Source organism: Burkholderia sp. BCC1640 (genome assembly GCF_902833125.1).
Taxonomy (GTDB): Bacteria; Pseudomonadota; Gammaproteobacteria; order Burkholderiales; family Burkholderiaceae; genus Burkholderia; species Burkholderia diffusa.
In genome coordinates, this window is sequence record NZ_CADFEF010000003.1 from 300,137 (window position 1) to 315,822 (window position 15,686).

Below are 15,686 nucleotides of genomic sequence, written 5' to 3' on the forward strand. Positions count from 1 at the left end.
TCGGCCATGCTCCGCGTCGTTGATTTATCGATGTTTTTTCCGAAGGAATCGACTCCTCCCGCTCCTGAAAAGAAAAATCCACCAAACTTAATTTGTCTATATTAGACTTTTAGTCCATCACGAACACCGCCGGACGCGCTATTTGGAGACTGTCCTGTCCGGCCCCGACCGGAGAAGTCCCATGACGCAACCCGCCCCGACCCTGCCGCTGACCGTCGACGAAGCCGCGGTGCGCGCGGCGCTGCCGTCGCTCGACGTGCTCGGCACGCTGCGCCGCATGTTCGCGTCGCTCGCGTCGGCCCGCGCGGTGCAGCCGACGCAGACGCTCACGCTGTTCCCCGAGCAGGCCGGCGATTTCATCACGTATCTCGGCGCGCTCGCCGACGAGCAGGTGTTCGGCGCGAAGCTGTCGCCGTATGTCGTGACCGGCGGCAAACCGATCGTCACCGCATGGACCGCGCTGATGTCGATGCGCACCGGCCAACCGCTGATGTGGTGCGACGCGGGGCTGCTGACGGTCGAGCGCACGGCCGGCACGACGGCGCTCGCGGTCGACTGCCTCGCGCCGCGCGACGCGCGCCGGCTCGCCGTGATCGGCACGGGCGCGGTCGGCCTCGCGCATCTGCGCCACACCGCGGCGTTGCGCGACTGGGCGTCGATCAGCGTTCATTCGCCCGCGCTCGCCGGCGACCCGGCGCTGCGGGCGACGCTCGCGCGGATCGATCCGCGGGCCCGTGCGGCCGCCAGCATCGAGGCGTGCGTGCGCGACGCGGACGTCGTGATGCTGTGCACGTCGTCGGGCACGCCGGTGCTCGCCGACGGCATGCTGACGCGCCCCGCGCTCGTCACGTCGATCAGCACCAACGTCGCGCGCGCGCACGAGATCCCGCCTGCGTGGCTGCCCGACATGGACGTGTATTGCGACTACCGGCACACGACGCCCGCGAGCGCGGGCGAGATGCAGATCGCGGCGGCCGGGCACGGCTGGACGCCCGAGCGGATCGTCGGCGACCTGCCCGCGCTCGTCGCCGGCACCTGCGCGGCGCCGTCGCGCACGCGTCATGCATTCTTCCGCTCGATCGGCCTCGGGCTCGAGGACATCGCGATCGCCCATGCGCTGTACACGCATCTGACGCGCGCATGAGCGGCGCGCGCACGCGGGGCCGATACAATGGCGCAACCGCCGCGGCGGCAGCGCGCGGGCGCACGGAGCAGCCGGTCGACGGCACGCCGGCGCGCCGCGCCGACGCACCGCCCGGCCCCCGCTCACCCGAGATGGCGATTCCGATGCGCAAGAAGCAATCCCCCGTCAAAGACCTGCTGCTCACCCGCTATGCACCGATCGCCGACGGCATCGCGGCGCTGTTCTTCCCGTATGCGGAAGTCGTGATTCACGACCTGCACGACCAGACCGTGCTGTATCTCGCGAACAACCTGTCGAAGCGCGAGGTCGGCGACGACTCCGCACTCGAGGAAATCGATCATTCGGCGCGCGAGCGCGTGATCGGTCCGTACGAAAAGCTGAACTGGGACGGCCGGCGGATGCGTTGCGTGAGCAACGTGCTGTTCGACGACGAAGGCCGCCCGGCCGGGATGATGTGCATCAACTTCAACATCGCAGTGTTCGACGACGTCCGCGCGACGCTCGACGTCTTCATCAAGGGCGCGGGCATCGTCGCGCAACCGGACGAGCTGTTCCGCGACGACTGGCAGGAACGCATCAACACGTTCCTGCACGGCTGGCTGCGCGAGCGGCAGGTCGGCTTGAACGGGCTCACGCGCGAGCACCGGCGCGAGCTCGTCGAGGCGCTGTACGCGGAAGGCGCGTTCCGCGGCAAGAGCGCCGCGAACTACGTCGCGAACGTGCTCGGGATGGGGCGCGCGACCGTCTACAAGCACCTCAAACATCTGAAGGAAACGCAGGGCGACGTGTAAGCGGCGCGCGCAGCGGGCGGCGGCGCCACTGGCATCGACAATCGCTACCGGTACACCCGGTCCGTGTCTATGCTTCGTGAAGCATCCGGGCCGCCCCGCTCCGCCCGGGCGAGCCGACGAAGCATCGAAGCATAAAGTGATATAGTCCCGGTTACATTTATTTGCCGCCCCGGACCGCTCATGACGACCACCCCTGCCCCGACTGCCCGCCCGATCCTGACCGTCGAAATCTGGTCCGACCTGATCTGCCCATGGTGCTGGATCGGCAAGCGCCGCTTCGATGAGGCGCTCGCCGCGTTCGCGCACGCCGAGCACGTCGACGTCGCGCTGCGCGCGTACCGGCTGATGCCGGGCCAGCCGGTCGAACCGGTCGAGGCGATGCTCGCGGGCAAGTACCGGATGTCGCCCGCGCAGGTCGACCAGATGCTGCGTCAGGTGACGGATGCGGCCGCGAGCGTCGGGCTGAGCTACGACCTGCCCGGCACGTTCGTCGGCGACACGCTCGACGGTCACCGGCTCGTGAAACTCGCGGAGGCGACCGGCCGTGCGCATGCGCTGACCGAGCGGCTGTACCGCGCCTATTTCTGCGAGCACGGCTCGCTGTTCGACCACGCGTCGCTGATCGACTTCGCGGTCGAAGCGGGGCTCGAGCGCTCGGCCATCGAAGCCGTGCTGCGCAGCGACGCGTACCGCGACGAAGTCGAGGCCGACATCGCGCGCGCGGCGCAGATCGGCGGACGCGGCGTGCCGCTGTTCGTGTTCGGCGGCCGCTACGCGGTATCGGGCGCCCAGCCGGCCGACGTGTTCGCGCAGGCGCTCGAGCAGGCGTGGCGCGACGGCGCCATCGTCGAATTCGCCGGCGACGACGCCGCCGCGTGCGGCCCCGACGGCTGCGAACTGCCGCCGCGCGGATAACCTCCGGCGCCGCGCGACGCGCGCCGCCGCTACGCGTCGCTCCTGCCATAAACCGGCAGGAAGCGCGCGCGAATGACGCCTACAATGCAGCCTTTCAAATAACTATCAGAGAGAAGGCGGCCAACCCATGACCCACGGGATCCACGGCGAGAAGCGCTGGTATGCGCTGATCGTCCTCTGCCTCGGCGTGCTGATGATCGTGCTCGACAGCACGATCGTGAACGTTGCGCTGCCGTCGATCAGCACCGACCTCCACTTCACCGAGACGGCCCTCGTGTGGGTCGTCAACGCGTACCTGTTGACGTTCGGCGGCTGCCTGCTGCTCGGCGGCCGCCTCGGCGACCTGTACGGCCAGCGACGCATGTTCCTCGCCGGCCTCGTCGTGTTCACGCTCGCATCGCTCGCCTGCGGCCTCGCGCAATCGCAGGCGATGCTGATCGCCGCGCGCGCGGTGCAGGGTTTCGGCGGCGCGATCGTGTCGGCCGTGTCGCTGTCGCTGATCATGAATCTCTTCACCGAACCGGGCGAACGGGCGCGCGCGATGGGCGTCTACGGCTTCGTCTGCGCGGGCGGCGGCAGCATCGGCGTGCTGCTCGGCGGGCTCTTGACGAGCACGCTGTCGTGGCACTGGATCTTCCTCGTCAACCTGCCGATCGGCATCGCGGTCTATGCGATGTGCGTCGCGCTGCTGCCGCGCATGCGCGCGCCGGCCGGCGCCGCGCGGCTCGACGTCGCGGGTGCGATCACCGTGACCGCGTCGCTGATGCTCGCCGTCTACGGGATCGTCGGCGGCAACGAGGCCGGCTGGCTGTCGACGCAGACCGTCGTGCTGATCGGCGCGGCCGTCGTGCTGCTCGCGCTGTTCATCGCGATCGAGGCGCGCGTCGCGCATCCGCTGATGCCGCTCACGCTGTTCGCCGCGCGCAACGTCGCGCTCGCGAACGTGATCGGCGTGCTGTGGGCGGCGGCCATGTTCGCGTGGTTCTTCCTGTCCGCGCTCTACATGCAGCGCGTGCTCGGCTACGGGCCGCTGCAGGTCGGGCTCGCGTTCCTGCCGGCGAACCTGATCATGGCCGCGTTCTCGCTCGGGCTGTCGGCGCGGATCGTGATGCGCTTCGGCATCCGCGGCCCGATCGCGGCCGGCCTGCTGATCGCGGCGTGCGGCCTTGCGCTGTTCTCCCGCGCGCCGGCGGACGGCAGCTTCATCTGGCACGTGCTGCCGGGCATGACGCTGCTCGGCATCGGCGCCGGCGTCGCGTTCAATCCGGTGCTGCTCGCCGCGATGAGCGATGTCGACCCGGCCGATTCGGGGCTCGCGTCGGGCATCGTCAACACCGCGTTCATGATGGGCGGCGCACTCGGCCTCGCCGTGCTCGCGAGCCTCGCCGCCGCGCGCACCGATGCGCTCGCGGCGGCGCACGCCACGCCGCTCGACGCGCTGAACGGCGGCTACCACGCCGCGTTCGCGGTCGGCGCGGCTTTTGCGGCCGCGGCCGGGCTGCTCGGCCTCGCGCTGCGCATCCGCCGCCAGGACGCCGTTGCCGGCGTCGGTCCCGCGATGCATTGACGGCCGTCCGTGCCTGAACCGGGGGCGCGCGTCGCCCCCGTCATGCCCGATAGCAAACCATCGGCGAAACACCCGCCGACGCCGGCGCACGGCCACGTCAGGCCCGGCCTCATTCAAACGACCGTTTCACCCGCCACCAACGGCCCGTCCAGCAAGCCTTCCCGGCCGATTTTTAACGTAGTCGTACACCGACGCGCCACTTTTGCGACAATGGCGGACTTTGATGCGCGCGCCGCGGCCGCGCGCCGCCGCCGAACGCCGCATAACCGCCTGCTTCCGATGTCGCTTCCCCATATCGATCTGCTGTACTCCCTGTCCGGCCTGTTCGTCGGCATTCTCGTCGGCCTGACGGGCGTCGGCGGCGGTTCGCTGATGACGCCGATCCTCGTGCTGCTGTTCGGCGTCCACCCCGCGACGGCGGTCGGCACCGACCTGCTGTACGCGGCCGCGACCAAGGCCACCGGCACGCTCGTCCACGGGCTGAAGGGGTCGATCGACTGGCGCATCACCGGCCGGCTCGCGGCCGGCAGCGTCCCGGCCGCAGCCGTCACGCTGTGGGTGCTGCACACGCACGGGATGAATTCGCCCGGCACAGCGCGGCTGATCCAGCTGGTGCTCGGCGTCGCGCTGCTGCTCACGTCGCTCGCGCTGATCTTCCGTCCGCAATTGACCGCGCTCGCCGCGCGCAACCCGCTCGCGCCGAGCCCCGCGCGCACGCTGTGGTCGACGGTGCTGACGGGCGCCGTGCTCGGCGTGCTCGTGTCGATGACGTCGGTCGGCGCCGGCGCGATCGGCGTCACCGTGCTGTTGCTGCTGTACCCGATGCTCGCGACCACGCGCATCGTCGGCTCCGACATCGCGCACGCGGTGCCGCTCACGCTCGTCGCGGGCATGGGCCACTGGCTGCTCGGCTCGGTCGACTGGTCGATGCTGCTGTCGCTGCTGCTCGGCTCGCTGCCCGGCATCGTGCTCGGCAGCTTGCTGTCGGCGCGCGCGCCCGAACGGCTGCTGCGCAACCTGCTCGCCGCGACGCTCGTCGCGGTCGGCGTGCGGCTCGTGCTCGCGTAGGGCGCACCGCCGGGCGCCGCCTCGGCCGCCGGCACCGCCATCCTCCGAAAAAAAACAGCCCGACCGGCCTGCGCCGATCGGGCTGTCGTCCATCCGGGGCCTCGCGAACCCGCACCGCCCGGCGCAAGGCCGGACCGTGCGGGCCGCAACGCGATGCTTACTGCCCCTGCTGCTTCAACTGTTGCTGCTTGAGCTGCTGCGTGCGCGCCTGCAGCTTCAGCACGCGCTGCAGCGCGGTACGATTCGCGAGGATCCCGTCGTAGAAGTTGGCGAGGTCGCCCTTCAACGCGGTCCGCGACGCGTCGTTCAGGTAGATCATGTGGCCCGACGGGTAGTTCTTGATCGTCAGGTTCTGCGCCTTGAGCGTCGGATCGAGCGCCATCTGCGCGAGCGTCAGCTCGGTCTGGTGGAACGGCGTGACCGCATCGAAATACCCGTTCGCCGACAGCACCTTCAGGTCCGGGTTCACGCTCATCGTCGCCGCCAGGTCGCCGGCCGTGTACAGCGTATTGCCGCCGCCCTTGTTCGCGCCGGTCGGGTCCGTGTGGCTGAAGTCCCAGTTGTTGAAGACCTGGTCGTTCAGGTCCACGAACGACGACGTCGACGTGTACTTGAGGTCGGTGTTGATGTAGCTGTTCCACAGCACCGTGTACGCGCCGCCGACGTTCGTGATCGACGGATCGTTGCTGCCCGAGTTCGGCAGGATGTACGGCGCGATGCCCTTGCCCGTGAAGTTCGCGCGACCGTCGTACTGACCGATCTGCGTGCCCGGTACGAGCGTCAGGAAGAACGTGTACGGCGGGTTGTCGTCCGACGACGGCACGTTGCCGAGCGCGGCCGGGTTGCCGAACGTCTGGATCAGCGACGTCGGATCCGTGCCGATGTACGAGCCCATCTGCTGCGCGGTCTGCAGGTTCAGGTTCAGCCGCACGTTCACGAAGCCGCCGTCCTGCGGATTCGGCTTCTGCGCGAGCGGCGCGAGCGTGTTGTCCGCGTAGTTGCGGGCCTGCACCATGTACGCGTCGAGATCGGTCGGCGTCGGGTTGAGCGTCGTCTTCTTCCAGTAGAACGCGTCGGCCGCGAGCGTCGGGAAAGTGCCCGGCGCGGACAGCGCGTTCGCGTAGTCGAGGATCGACGATTGCAGCGTGATCCCGTTCAGGTCGATGCCGTCCTCATGCAGCACCCACGACACGACCGCGCTACGCGCCGTGCCGTACGACTCGCCATACAGGAACTTCGGCGAGTTCCAGCGCGAGTACTTGGTCAGGTAGCGCTGGATGAAGCGATCGATCGAGTGCGCGTCCTGGTCGGTGCCCCAGAAGTCCTTGTTCTTCGCCGGGGCGATCGCCGCCGAGTAGCCGGTGCCGACCGGATTGATGAACACGAGGTCGGTGCGGTCGAGCAGGCTGTCCGGGTTGTCGAGCAGCTTGTACGGGGCCGGCGGCGTGAAGTTCGGGAACGACGACTGCAGGCGCTTCGGCCCGTACGAGCCGAGCAGCAGGTAGACCGACGACGAGCCGGGGCCGCCGTTGTAGAAGAACGTGACCGGGCGCGGCTTCGACGGGTCCGGGTTGTCCTGCGTGTACGCGACGTAGAACATCTTCGCGTTCGGCGCCGACGTGATCGGATCGATGGTGGTCAGGTGGCCCGTGGTGGCCGTGTACTGGACGGTCTTGCCGCCGATCGTGACCTGGCGGTGCACGACCGCGGCCCCTTCGGTCGAATCCGTGACCGCGTCGTTCGGCCCGGTGCCGTACACGTCGTTGTCGACGTACGGCTGGTCGGCCGGGACGGCGGCCGTGGCATTGCTGGTAGCCGCCGTGCTGCCGTTCGACGTCGTCGCGGCCGCCGCGGTGGCGGCGGTCGGGCCGGACCCGTCGTCGCCGCCGCACCCGGTGACGAGCAGCGCCGCGGCCGCGGCTGCGGCGAGCGGCAGGCTCAGTGTCGTTCCAAATAGCGCGAAACCGTCTTTCAAGGACTTCAGTGTCGTCATTATTGCCTCTCGAACAGAACGATAAATACCGCCGGTCGCAAAGGATCATTTGCGCCGGCGCTCCGCACCGGGAGCGCATTCGTTTTGCGATGCACTCCGAGTTTTTTACCGGATCGGCGAATACCGATCGGCACGATTTACCCCACCCATATTCTGCGACCGCGCAATGGAATCAATTCCATTGCAAACGACGATTCAATAATGCGCGGCAATGCGAATTCAGCCCCATCATCCGCATGCGCGAGAAACAGCAAGCAAAAGCATTCCCCGCAAAGCCCGCCAGACAAGGCGCCTTCGCTTCCAACAGACGAACAATCCCCCTCGGCGAAATGCCGATCAATCGCCAAACGGCGACCAATCGCAGTTCGAGCCGATTTAATAAGATCGAAAGGATCGATTAACTATACGGAAAGGAATATTGTCTTTACGGGAATTTATTAAATTAAGTGAAAATATCGGCGCATAATAAATTCCGGGTTTTCCGCCGTAAAGTAATAATTTGTTACAGCGCGCGCCATTCCGATAAAGGCCAGTGCGGGGACGGATTCCAGGCGCTGAAAAGAAAAAAGCCGGACGACTGTCCGGCTTCCGTATCGCGGCGCGGCGTGCGCCGTCAGAGCGGCACGTCAATCGCGCCAGCGCCGGTCGTGATCGCGTTCGCACCAGGAGACGCCGAGATCGGCGGCAGGTTCGCGTTCGTCAACGCCGGCGCGGCGCCCGGCGTGCCGCCGCGCGGCACCGTGCGGATCACCTGCGACGGCGGCAGCGCGGCACCGCTTTTCAGGTGCCGCCACATCAGGTTCAGCGCCTGAAGGTTGTAGTAGTGGACCGGCACGAAGCGCGTGTCGAAGCCCGCGACGGGCAGGAACGCATCGAAGTGCTGTCCGTTCGTCACCTCGTAGAACACGAGCTGGCTGCGACCGCCTTCGCTGATGCCGTTCTGCGCGACGTATGCGCGCGACGCGTGATTGACGGGCACGAGCGCGTCGCTGCGGCCCTGCACGATGATCGCGGGCTTGCCCTGCAGGTTCGCGTTCACGCGCACCGCGTCGACGTTCGCCGGCATGTCGAGCATTCCGTTGGTCCACAGCTGCCGCAGGCACAGCGCGCCCGCGAAACTCGCATCGGGCGTCGCGAGCCGGTGGTCGACACCCGCGCCGGTGTTGAACACGAGACTGACGCCGGCGGTCGGCGGGACGCCGTTGCCGAGACCGAACACGGCCGGCATCGGCGACGTGGCGGGCGGCGCGACCGTGCCCGTCGCCGCGCTGGTGGTCGCGAAGCTGAAATTGCACAGATTGTCGGTCACGCGCGAGCGCGTATACGCGTTCGCATAGGTGACCGCGATCGCCGGGATCGCCTGCGAATCCCACATCGGCGCCTGCAGCAGGTCGGAATCGGCGAGATAGCCGGCCGCATGCAGTTGCGCGAGCGCGTCGGCGGCCTGGCTTTGCGTATCGGCGCCCGACACGAGCCCCGCCGCGGCGAGCGTCGCGCAGCGCTGCGCGCGGATCGACTGCGTGGTGGCGGCAGGCAGCGCGCTCAGGTACGGCGCGCCCCCGAGCGACGCCGATGCGGCCGCGCACGGCTCCAGCAGGTTCGCGAGCGTCGCATAGTCGGCCAGCGGCCGGCCGAACGACGGCACCGGCTGGCCGCCCTCGCGCACGACCGCGTTCGGCGCCATCCGCACGTTGACCTGCGGCTCGCCGACCACGACCGCGGTAATCCAGCGGCGCGTGTCCTGCTCGGCCGCCGCGAGCGCCGCGCCGCCGCCGTTGCTGACAGACGCGGCGATCGTCGTGATGTCGCCCGGGCGGTACCGCACGCCGTGATGCGAGCCGTCGAGCAGCGGCCCGAACTGCTCGTTGAGCGCCCAGTATGCGAATTCGACCGACTGCAGCGTCACATGCCCCCAGTCCTGCTCGGGGTTCTGCTGCGAATGCGCGTGCTTGAACGCGTAGCGGTTCGGGAAGCGGCTGTTGAACGCGGCCAGGTCGCCGCTCGTCACGTTGGCGGTAAAGAGACTGGCGTTGCCGGCGAGCACGGCGTCGGCGAGTGTGCCGTCGATCAGCGTGATCGTGTCGGTGCCGAGTTCGTGCGCGCCGTTGCCGCCGCCCTTGTCGTTGTATGCGACCGCGCAGCCGCGTTTGAGGCCCCACTCGCCGGCCGCCGAAATCGCGCCGTACACGCCGCGCGAACCGGACGACGTCGCGGTGACGATGCATGGCTGAGCGGGATCGAAGCTCGCGGGCACCTGCACGAGCAGCGTCACGTTCTTGCGGCCGCTACCGTCATCGGAATACGCGAGATATTCGGTGCCGGGGATCTTGCCCTCGCCGAGCGTGTCGTTGCCGTCGAGGTCGACGTTCGGCCCCCAAAAACGGCCGTAGCCGCCATTGGCGCTCATGTCGACGAGCGCGCGGTAGTTCGACCAGATCGCGACCCGGCGCAACTCGGCGCTCGTCGGCCGGGACGGATTCGCGAACGCGGGCGCGGTGGCCGTGGCGAGCCCGGTCTTGCCGAGGCCAGCCGTCAGCAGATCGTCGCTCGAGCCGTCGTAAGCGGTCGTGCGCACGCTGCCGGACACGAAACCGGGCAGCCGGTTGCGCTCGCCCGAATCGTCGCCGTTGCAGGCGCCGAGCATCGCGACCGCGACCAGCGCCGCGCCCAAGAGAATCCGACTGCCCCACCCGTGCGTCGTCATTGCCGACCTCTCGATATCGTTATCGGTCCGCCGCTGCGTCGTGCGCGGCTCACGGCCTCAGAAGAAACGCCGGGCCGTCCAGCACTTTCCGTCCCGAAGGAAGACCCTTGGGGATACCCGTTCGGGGGGGCCTGGCGCAAAGCGGCAGGCCCGAGGCATTCTAAAGCGCAAACGGGCCCCGGTACACCGGGGCCCGCCGCAAGCGGGCGCGCGGCGCTGGCGCGCCGCCGCCCAGCATCATTGCTGCTGGACCGTCAGCTTGTTCGAGACCGACGTCACGCCCTTCACGCTCTTCGCTGCCTCTTCCGCCTTGTCGATCTGTGCCTGGTCGGGCACCGTGCCCTCCAGCGAGATCGCGCCGCCCTTCGAGCGCACGACGAGGTTTGCCACGTCGATGCCGCCAGCCTTCGTAATTGCCTTGCGCACCGCGTAGCCGAGCTGGCGGTTCGCCTTCTTCGCGGTCTTGGCCGCGGCCTTCGGCGAGCTCGCTGCCGCAGCCGGCGCCTCGGTTGCCGCCGCGTCGCTCGACTGCGCATATACGCTGCCCGACAGACAGGCCGCCACGGCCGCAACACCCAACGCTCTCAACACGATCGACTTCATGCTATCTCCTTATGACTTCGGAACGGCCGTGCACAGTACGGCCGGATACCCCCAAAGGCGGCCGGCCCGCGCGCGAACGGGCGGGATGGCCGATGATTTCCACGGCGATGCGAGAGAGGCGGCACGGGCCGGCGACCGGCGCACGCGAATGCGGGCCGGCCGGGCCGGACAGCCGCCGGCCGGACGCGCCCGGTCTATTGCGTGCCGGGTCGCGCGCGAATCGGTCGCGGCTGCGACGCACAATGTAATCCAGCGCCCGCCGAAGCGCAAAGCTTTTGACGCGCGAGCGCCCGGCGGCGGCCGGCTCGCGCGCCCGCGTCCCGCGCCGCGCCACCGCGCCGAACTCGCGCATGCCGGGTGAAACCGGGTACCATCGCCGCCAGACCCTGCATCGCGTACATCGTCCGTGACGCCCGTCATCGACGCGTCACGCCCGTGTCATCCGCCACGTCATGAAGCCAGCCCGCCCTCGCCCGCCCCGCCGCATCCTCGCCCGCTTCGTCGCGGTGTCGTGGCGCGATCTCGCGCTGTCGATCGGCCCCACCGTGCTGCTCGCGGTCGCGGCGGTCTGGCTCGCGGTCAAGCTGATCCAGCCGGCGCCGCCGTCCACGCTCGTGATTTCGTCCGGCCCGCCGGGCAGCACCTACTGGAACGCCGCGCAGAAATACAAGACGATCCTCGCGAAGAACGGCGTCACGCTCGACGTCCAGTCATCCGAAGGATCCGCGCAGAACCTCGCGCGGCTGTCGAACCCGAATGCGCCGGTCGACGTCGGCTTCGTGCAGAGCGGCATCGGCCCGAAGGAGCGCGACGAGCATCTGGTATCGCTCGGCAGCATCGGCTACGTGCCGCTCGCGATCATGTACCGCGGCCCGCTGGTCGCGCGCCTGTCCGACTTCAAGGGCAAGCGGCTCGCGCTCGGCGCGGAAGGCAGCGGCGCGCGCGAATTGAGCCTGGCGCTGCTGAAGATGAACGGCATCGTGCCGGGCGGCTCGACCGAGCTGCTGCCGACGGCCGGCGAGGACGCCGCGACCGCGCTGCTCGACGGCACGATCGACGCCGCCTTCCTGTCCGGTGACTCGACGCAGATCCCGGTGATGGCGAAGCTGTTCCGCGCGCCCGGCGTGCACGTGTACTCGTTCACGCAGGCCGAGGCGTACGCGCGGCGCTTTCCGTACCTGACCGCGATCACGCTGCCGATGGGCGTCTACGATCTCGGCCGCAACCTGCCGCCCGCCGACATCCACACGGTCGCGCCGACGATCGAGCTGGTCGCGCGCGATTCGCTGCACCCCGCGTTGTCCGACCTGCTGATCGAGGCCGCGCGCGAAGTGCACGGCCACGCGACGATCCTGCAGCACGCGGGCGAATTCCCGTCGGCCGTCACGCGCGGCTTCCCGCTGTCGGATGACGCGGCGCGCTATTACAAGTCGGGCAAGACCTTCCTGTACCGGCGGCTGCCGTTCTGGGTCGCGAGTCTCGTCGACCGGCTGCTGGTCGTCGTGGTGCCGCTGATCGTCGTGCTGATTCCCGGGCTGCGGCTGGTGCCGTCGCTGTACGGCTGGCGCGTGCGTTCGCGTATCTACCGCTGGTACGGCGCGCTGATCGCGCTCGAGCGCCGCGCGCTCGGCGAGCATACGGCCGAGGAGCGCGTCCATCTGCTCGACGAACTCGACGACATCGAGGAAGCCGTGAATCGAATGAAGATGCCGCTCGCGTATGCCGGGCAGTTCTACGTGCTGCGCGAGCACATCGGCTTCGTGCGCGAGCGGCTCACCGCGCAGGACCACGACGCCGCATCGGGCACGTCGGGCACACCCGGCGCCGGCGGCCTCGCCGCGACGCGCGGCGGCGCGGCGGCGCCGCCGGCCGGCGAGCCCCCTCGGGCGACTCCCGGTTCCGCATGAGCGGCCGATCCGCGATCATTGCTGCATCCGCGCGGCTGCGTCCGCGCGCCGCCCCGTAACATGAAGGCCGCCGCGAGGCGCACACGCCCCACACTCTGGAGATCGCCATGACAACCGGCCTCGACACTGCCCAGCCTGCCTGGTTCTTCGACTTCGTGTCGCCGTTCTCCTACCTGCTGCTCGAACAGCACGACAAGTGGCCGGACGTGCCGTTCGACCCCGTCGCCGTGTCGCTGCCCGACCTGCAGCGCCACTGGGGACAGCGCCCGAGCGCCGACGTGCCGGCCAAGCGCATGTTCACGTACCGCCATGCGCTGTTTCGCGCCGAACAGCTCGGCATCCGCTTCAAGATGCCGCCCGCGCATCCGTTCGACTCCGACAAGGTGCTGCGCCTCGCGATCGCGCTGCGCGCCGACATCGCGACCGTGCTGGAAATGTTCCGCTTCATCTGGCACGACGGCAACGATCCGTCGACGCCGAACGGGTTCGCCGCGCTGTGCGAGCGCGTCGGCGTCGGACACGGCGACGAGCTGATCGAATTCGAGGAAACGAGCGCGCAGTTGCGCCGCAACACCGACGACGCGATCGCGCTCGGCGTGTTCGGCGTACCGACGTTCTGGATGAACCAGCAGCTGTTCTGGGGCGAGGACGCGCTGCCGATGGTGCTGTACTGCGCGCGCACGCCGAACTGGCTCGAGTCGCGCGAGGTCAAGCGGATCAGCACGCTGCCGAAGGGGCGCGTGTGATGGCCGGTATCACGCACCGCGACGCGTGGCTGCGGTAAGGTTACGCTTCTGCCGAATCACCGCGCACCGATGGAAGACGACGACCGTACCGCCTCGCTCGATATCTGGCTCGTGCGCGTATTGCGCACGCTGCTGCTCGAGCGCAGCGTCACGCAGGCCGCGCTGCGGCTGAACCAGACCCAGCCCGCGATCAGCACCGCGCTGCGCAAGCTGCGCGAGACGCTGAACGACCCGATTCTCGTGCGCGGCAAGTCCGGGATGGTGCCGACCGAGTATGGCGCGTCGCTGCTCGGGGCGGCGTCGCGTGCGCTGCGCGAGGTCGACTTCATCGCGACGCCGCACGGCGACTTCGATCCGTCGTCGGCGCGGCGCACGTTCCGCGTCGCCGCGCCCGACTACCTGAACGATTTCTTCATGCCGACGCTGATCGAGCGCTTTCGCGACGCGGCGCCGCATGCACATCTGGAAATCGACTCGCTGAACCCCGCGCTCGATCACGCGGAGGCGCTCGAATCGGGCGCGCTCGATCTCGTGATCGGCAACTGGCCGAAGCCCGACCCGCAGTTCGCGCGCCAGGACCTGTTCTCCGACACGATCGTGTGCCTGATGCGCGACGCGCATCCGCTCGCGCGCGAACCGCTCACGCGCGAAGCCTACGCGGCGGCCGCGCACGTCGCGCCGACGCCGTACACCGGCGACAAGCGCAACGCGATCGAGATCGGCCTCGCGCGCGCCCGCCTCACGCGGCGGATCGTGACGACGCTGCCGTATTTCGGGATCGTGCCGCAGGTGCTGCTGCAGTCGGACCTGATCTTCACGACGACGCGCCGCTTCGCGACGCACTATGCGCAGCTGCTGCCGCTCGTGGTCGTCACGCCGCCCGTGCCGTTCCCGCGCATCAAGAGCTATCTGCTCACGCACCCGCACCCCGACCGCCCGACCGACATCGCGTGGCTGTGCGCGCTGATGCAGAGCGTGTCCGACGAGCTGACCGCCGCACGCGGCCGCAAGCGCTGACGCCGCGCGGCATTGCCGGCGCGCGACGACGCAGCGCCGGCGCTCAGGCCGTGCAGAAGGTTTCCTGCAGATGGGTCCAGCGCACGATGCCTGCCGCGTCGCGCGCGAACACGGCGGTCGCGCGACGCGCGGGCAGTTCGCCCGATGCCGCCTGCTGCGCTTCGACATAGGTGAGCACCGCGTGCGATGCGTCGGCCATCAGCACGCGGATGTCCGACAGCGCGATGCGCAGCCCCGGCTTCGCGCCGCCGAGCGTCGCGAACAGCGCGCGCGTGCCGACGCGGTCGAGCGCGCGACCGTCGGTCATGATCATCGTGAAATCGGCGGAAAAGGCTGCGATCAGCGCATCGAGCGCCGCGGGTGAAGTATCGGTGCCGGACAGCCAGCGCTCGATGTCGACGAGGCTTGCATCGAGTGCGTCGAGATAGACCTGGGGATCGGACATGGTGCCTGCACGAAATGACGCACGGCCCGATGCCGCGCGATCCGTGCAGTGTAGGCAAAAACGCGCGGACGTGCGTCGGGCGTGCCGACCTGCGTCGTTACCCGTCGTTACCGCGCGCAGCTCACGTCGTCGCGCACGCGTTCCGCCGCGGCCGCCTTCGTGTCGGCCACCGCCATGCCCGAGCGGGCCTGCAGCAGTTCCGCGCAGACGGCCACCGCGATCGCGCCGGGCGCCTTGTCGACGATGCCCGCGATGCCGATCGGGCACACCATCTCCGCGAGCCGCGCCGGATCGACGCCGCGCGCCGCGAGCCGGCGTTCGAACTTCACGCGCTTGGTGCGCGAACCGATCATCCCGAAGTATGCGAAGTCGCGCCGCCGCATGATCTGCGCGGCGAGCGAGAAATCGAGCGCGTGGTTGTGCGTCATCACGAGGAAGTACGCGCCGGGCGGCGCCGCGTCGACGACGGCCTCCGGCGTGTCGGTCGGCTCCGGCTGCACGTTCGGCGGACATTCGTCCGGGAACAGTTCGTCGCGCGTGTCGACCCACTGCACGACGCACGGCAGTGCGCCGAGCAGCGTGACGAGCGCATGACCGACGTGCCCCGCGCCGAACAGCACGATGTGCATCGGCGGCGGCGCGGCATTCGCGCGGGGGCGCCGGCCGGTGCCCGGCGCGAACGTCTGTATCGGCGACGGCGTGTTGCCGCACGCGCCGTCGCAACCGGTGGCAGGCGCATCCGGCGCGGCATGCGGCGAGTGCAGTGAGCCGGCGGGCCGTTTCATA

The 15,686-nt window shown here is 69.1% G+C and carries 13 protein-coding genes; 8 read left to right on the plus strand and 5 right to left on the minus strand.

What is annotated here, in order from left to right:
- Window positions 1–181: 181 nt before the first annotated feature.
- From HWX25_RS05755 to HWX25_RS05775, 5 genes are all read left to right on the plus strand, one after another.
- On the plus strand, window positions 182–1,144 hold the full coding sequence (locus HWX25_RS05755) for an ornithine cyclodeaminase family protein (RefSeq protein WP_175907607.1): 963 nt from the start codon (window positions 182–184) through the stop codon (window positions 1,142–1,144).
- Window positions 1,141–1,935 carry a PAS domain-containing protein gene (locus tag HWX25_RS05760; protein ID WP_059530436.1) on the plus strand — a complete coding sequence of 265 codons (795 nt, stop codon included), beginning with the start codon at window positions 1,141–1,143 and terminating at the stop codon, window positions 1,933–1,935. The genes HWX25_RS05755 and HWX25_RS05760 overlap by 4 nt, the downstream gene beginning before the upstream one ends.
- Window positions 1,936–2,115: 180 nt before the next feature.
- Window positions 2,116–2,850 (plus strand): DsbA family oxidoreductase, encoded by a 735-nt coding sequence (locus tag HWX25_RS05765; protein WP_175907608.1) that lies wholly within the window; start codon window positions 2,116–2,118, stop codon window positions 2,848–2,850.
- A gap of 127 nt (window positions 2,851–2,977) precedes the next feature.
- On the plus strand, window positions 2,978–4,417 hold the full coding sequence (locus HWX25_RS05770; RefSeq protein ID WP_175907610.1) for a DHA2 family efflux MFS transporter permease subunit: 1,440 nt from the start codon (window positions 2,978–2,980) through the stop codon (window positions 4,415–4,417).
- Window positions 4,418–4,696: 279 nt separating this feature from the next.
- Window positions 4,697–5,485, plus strand: coding sequence for a sulfite exporter TauE/SafE family protein (locus HWX25_RS05775; protein WP_175907612.1), 789 nt, complete (start codon window positions 4,697–4,699; stop codon window positions 5,483–5,485).
- A 157-nt stretch (window positions 5,486–5,642) separates the two neighbouring features.
- Here HWX25_RS05775 and HWX25_RS05780 read toward each other — a convergent pair whose 3' ends face one another.
- The 3 genes from HWX25_RS05780 to HWX25_RS05790 all read right to left on the minus strand — a co-directional run bounded on the left by HWX25_RS05780 (window position 5,643) and on the right by HWX25_RS05790 (window position 10,785).
- Window positions 5,643–7,478 carry a peptidase S1 gene (locus tag HWX25_RS05780; protein ID WP_059820139.1) on the minus strand — a complete coding sequence of 612 codons (1,836 nt, stop codon included), beginning with the start codon at window positions 7,476–7,478 and terminating at the stop codon, window positions 5,643–5,645.
- A gap of 613 nt (window positions 7,479–8,091) precedes the next feature.
- The gene (locus HWX25_RS05785; RefSeq protein ID WP_175907614.1) at window positions 8,092–10,182 is read right to left on the minus strand and encodes a D-(-)-3-hydroxybutyrate oligomer hydrolase; all 2,091 of its coding nucleotides are present in this window, start codon (window positions 10,180–10,182) and stop codon (window positions 8,092–8,094) included.
- Between the two features lie 237 nt (window positions 10,183–10,419).
- Entirely contained in the window at window positions 10,420–10,785 is a 366-nt protein-coding gene (locus HWX25_RS05790) for a BON domain-containing protein (protein ID WP_059820137.1), read from the minus strand.
- A gap of 452 nt (window positions 10,786–11,237) precedes the next feature.
- Between HWX25_RS05790 and HWX25_RS05795 the strand changes: the two genes are divergently transcribed.
- The 3 genes from HWX25_RS05795 (at window position 11,238) to HWX25_RS05805 (ending at window position 14,455) form a co-directional block, all read left to right on the plus strand.
- The gene (locus HWX25_RS05795; protein WP_175907615.1) at window positions 11,238–12,692 is read left to right on the plus strand and encodes a TAXI family TRAP transporter solute-binding subunit; all 1,455 of its coding nucleotides are present in this window, start codon (window positions 11,238–11,240) and stop codon (window positions 12,690–12,692) included.
- Window positions 12,693–12,799: 107 nt separating this feature from the next.
- Window positions 12,800–13,438, plus strand: a complete 639-nt coding sequence (locus HWX25_RS05800) for a 2-hydroxychromene-2-carboxylate isomerase (protein ID WP_175907616.1) — start codon at window positions 12,800–12,802, stop codon at window positions 13,436–13,438.
- A 69-nt stretch (window positions 13,439–13,507) separates the two neighbouring features.
- Entirely contained in the window at window positions 13,508–14,455 is a 948-nt protein-coding gene (locus HWX25_RS05805; protein WP_059530460.1) for a LysR family transcriptional regulator, read from the plus strand.
- 43 nt (window positions 14,456–14,498) lie between these two features.
- On the opposite strand, the gene HWX25_RS05810 is transcribed toward HWX25_RS05805, so the two are convergent.
- Together HWX25_RS05810 and xdhC are read right to left on the minus strand one after the other, a co-directional pair.
- Window positions 14,499–14,900 (minus strand): polyketide cyclase, encoded by a 402-nt coding sequence (locus HWX25_RS05810; protein ID WP_175907618.1) that lies wholly within the window; start codon window positions 14,898–14,900, stop codon window positions 14,499–14,501.
- Window positions 14,901–15,007: 107 nt separating this feature from the next.
- Window positions 15,008–15,685, minus strand: coding sequence for a xanthine dehydrogenase accessory protein XdhC (xdhC, locus tag HWX25_RS05815; protein WP_175907620.1), 678 nt, complete (start codon window positions 15,683–15,685; stop codon window positions 15,008–15,010).
- Window position 15,686: the final 1 nt, after the last annotated feature.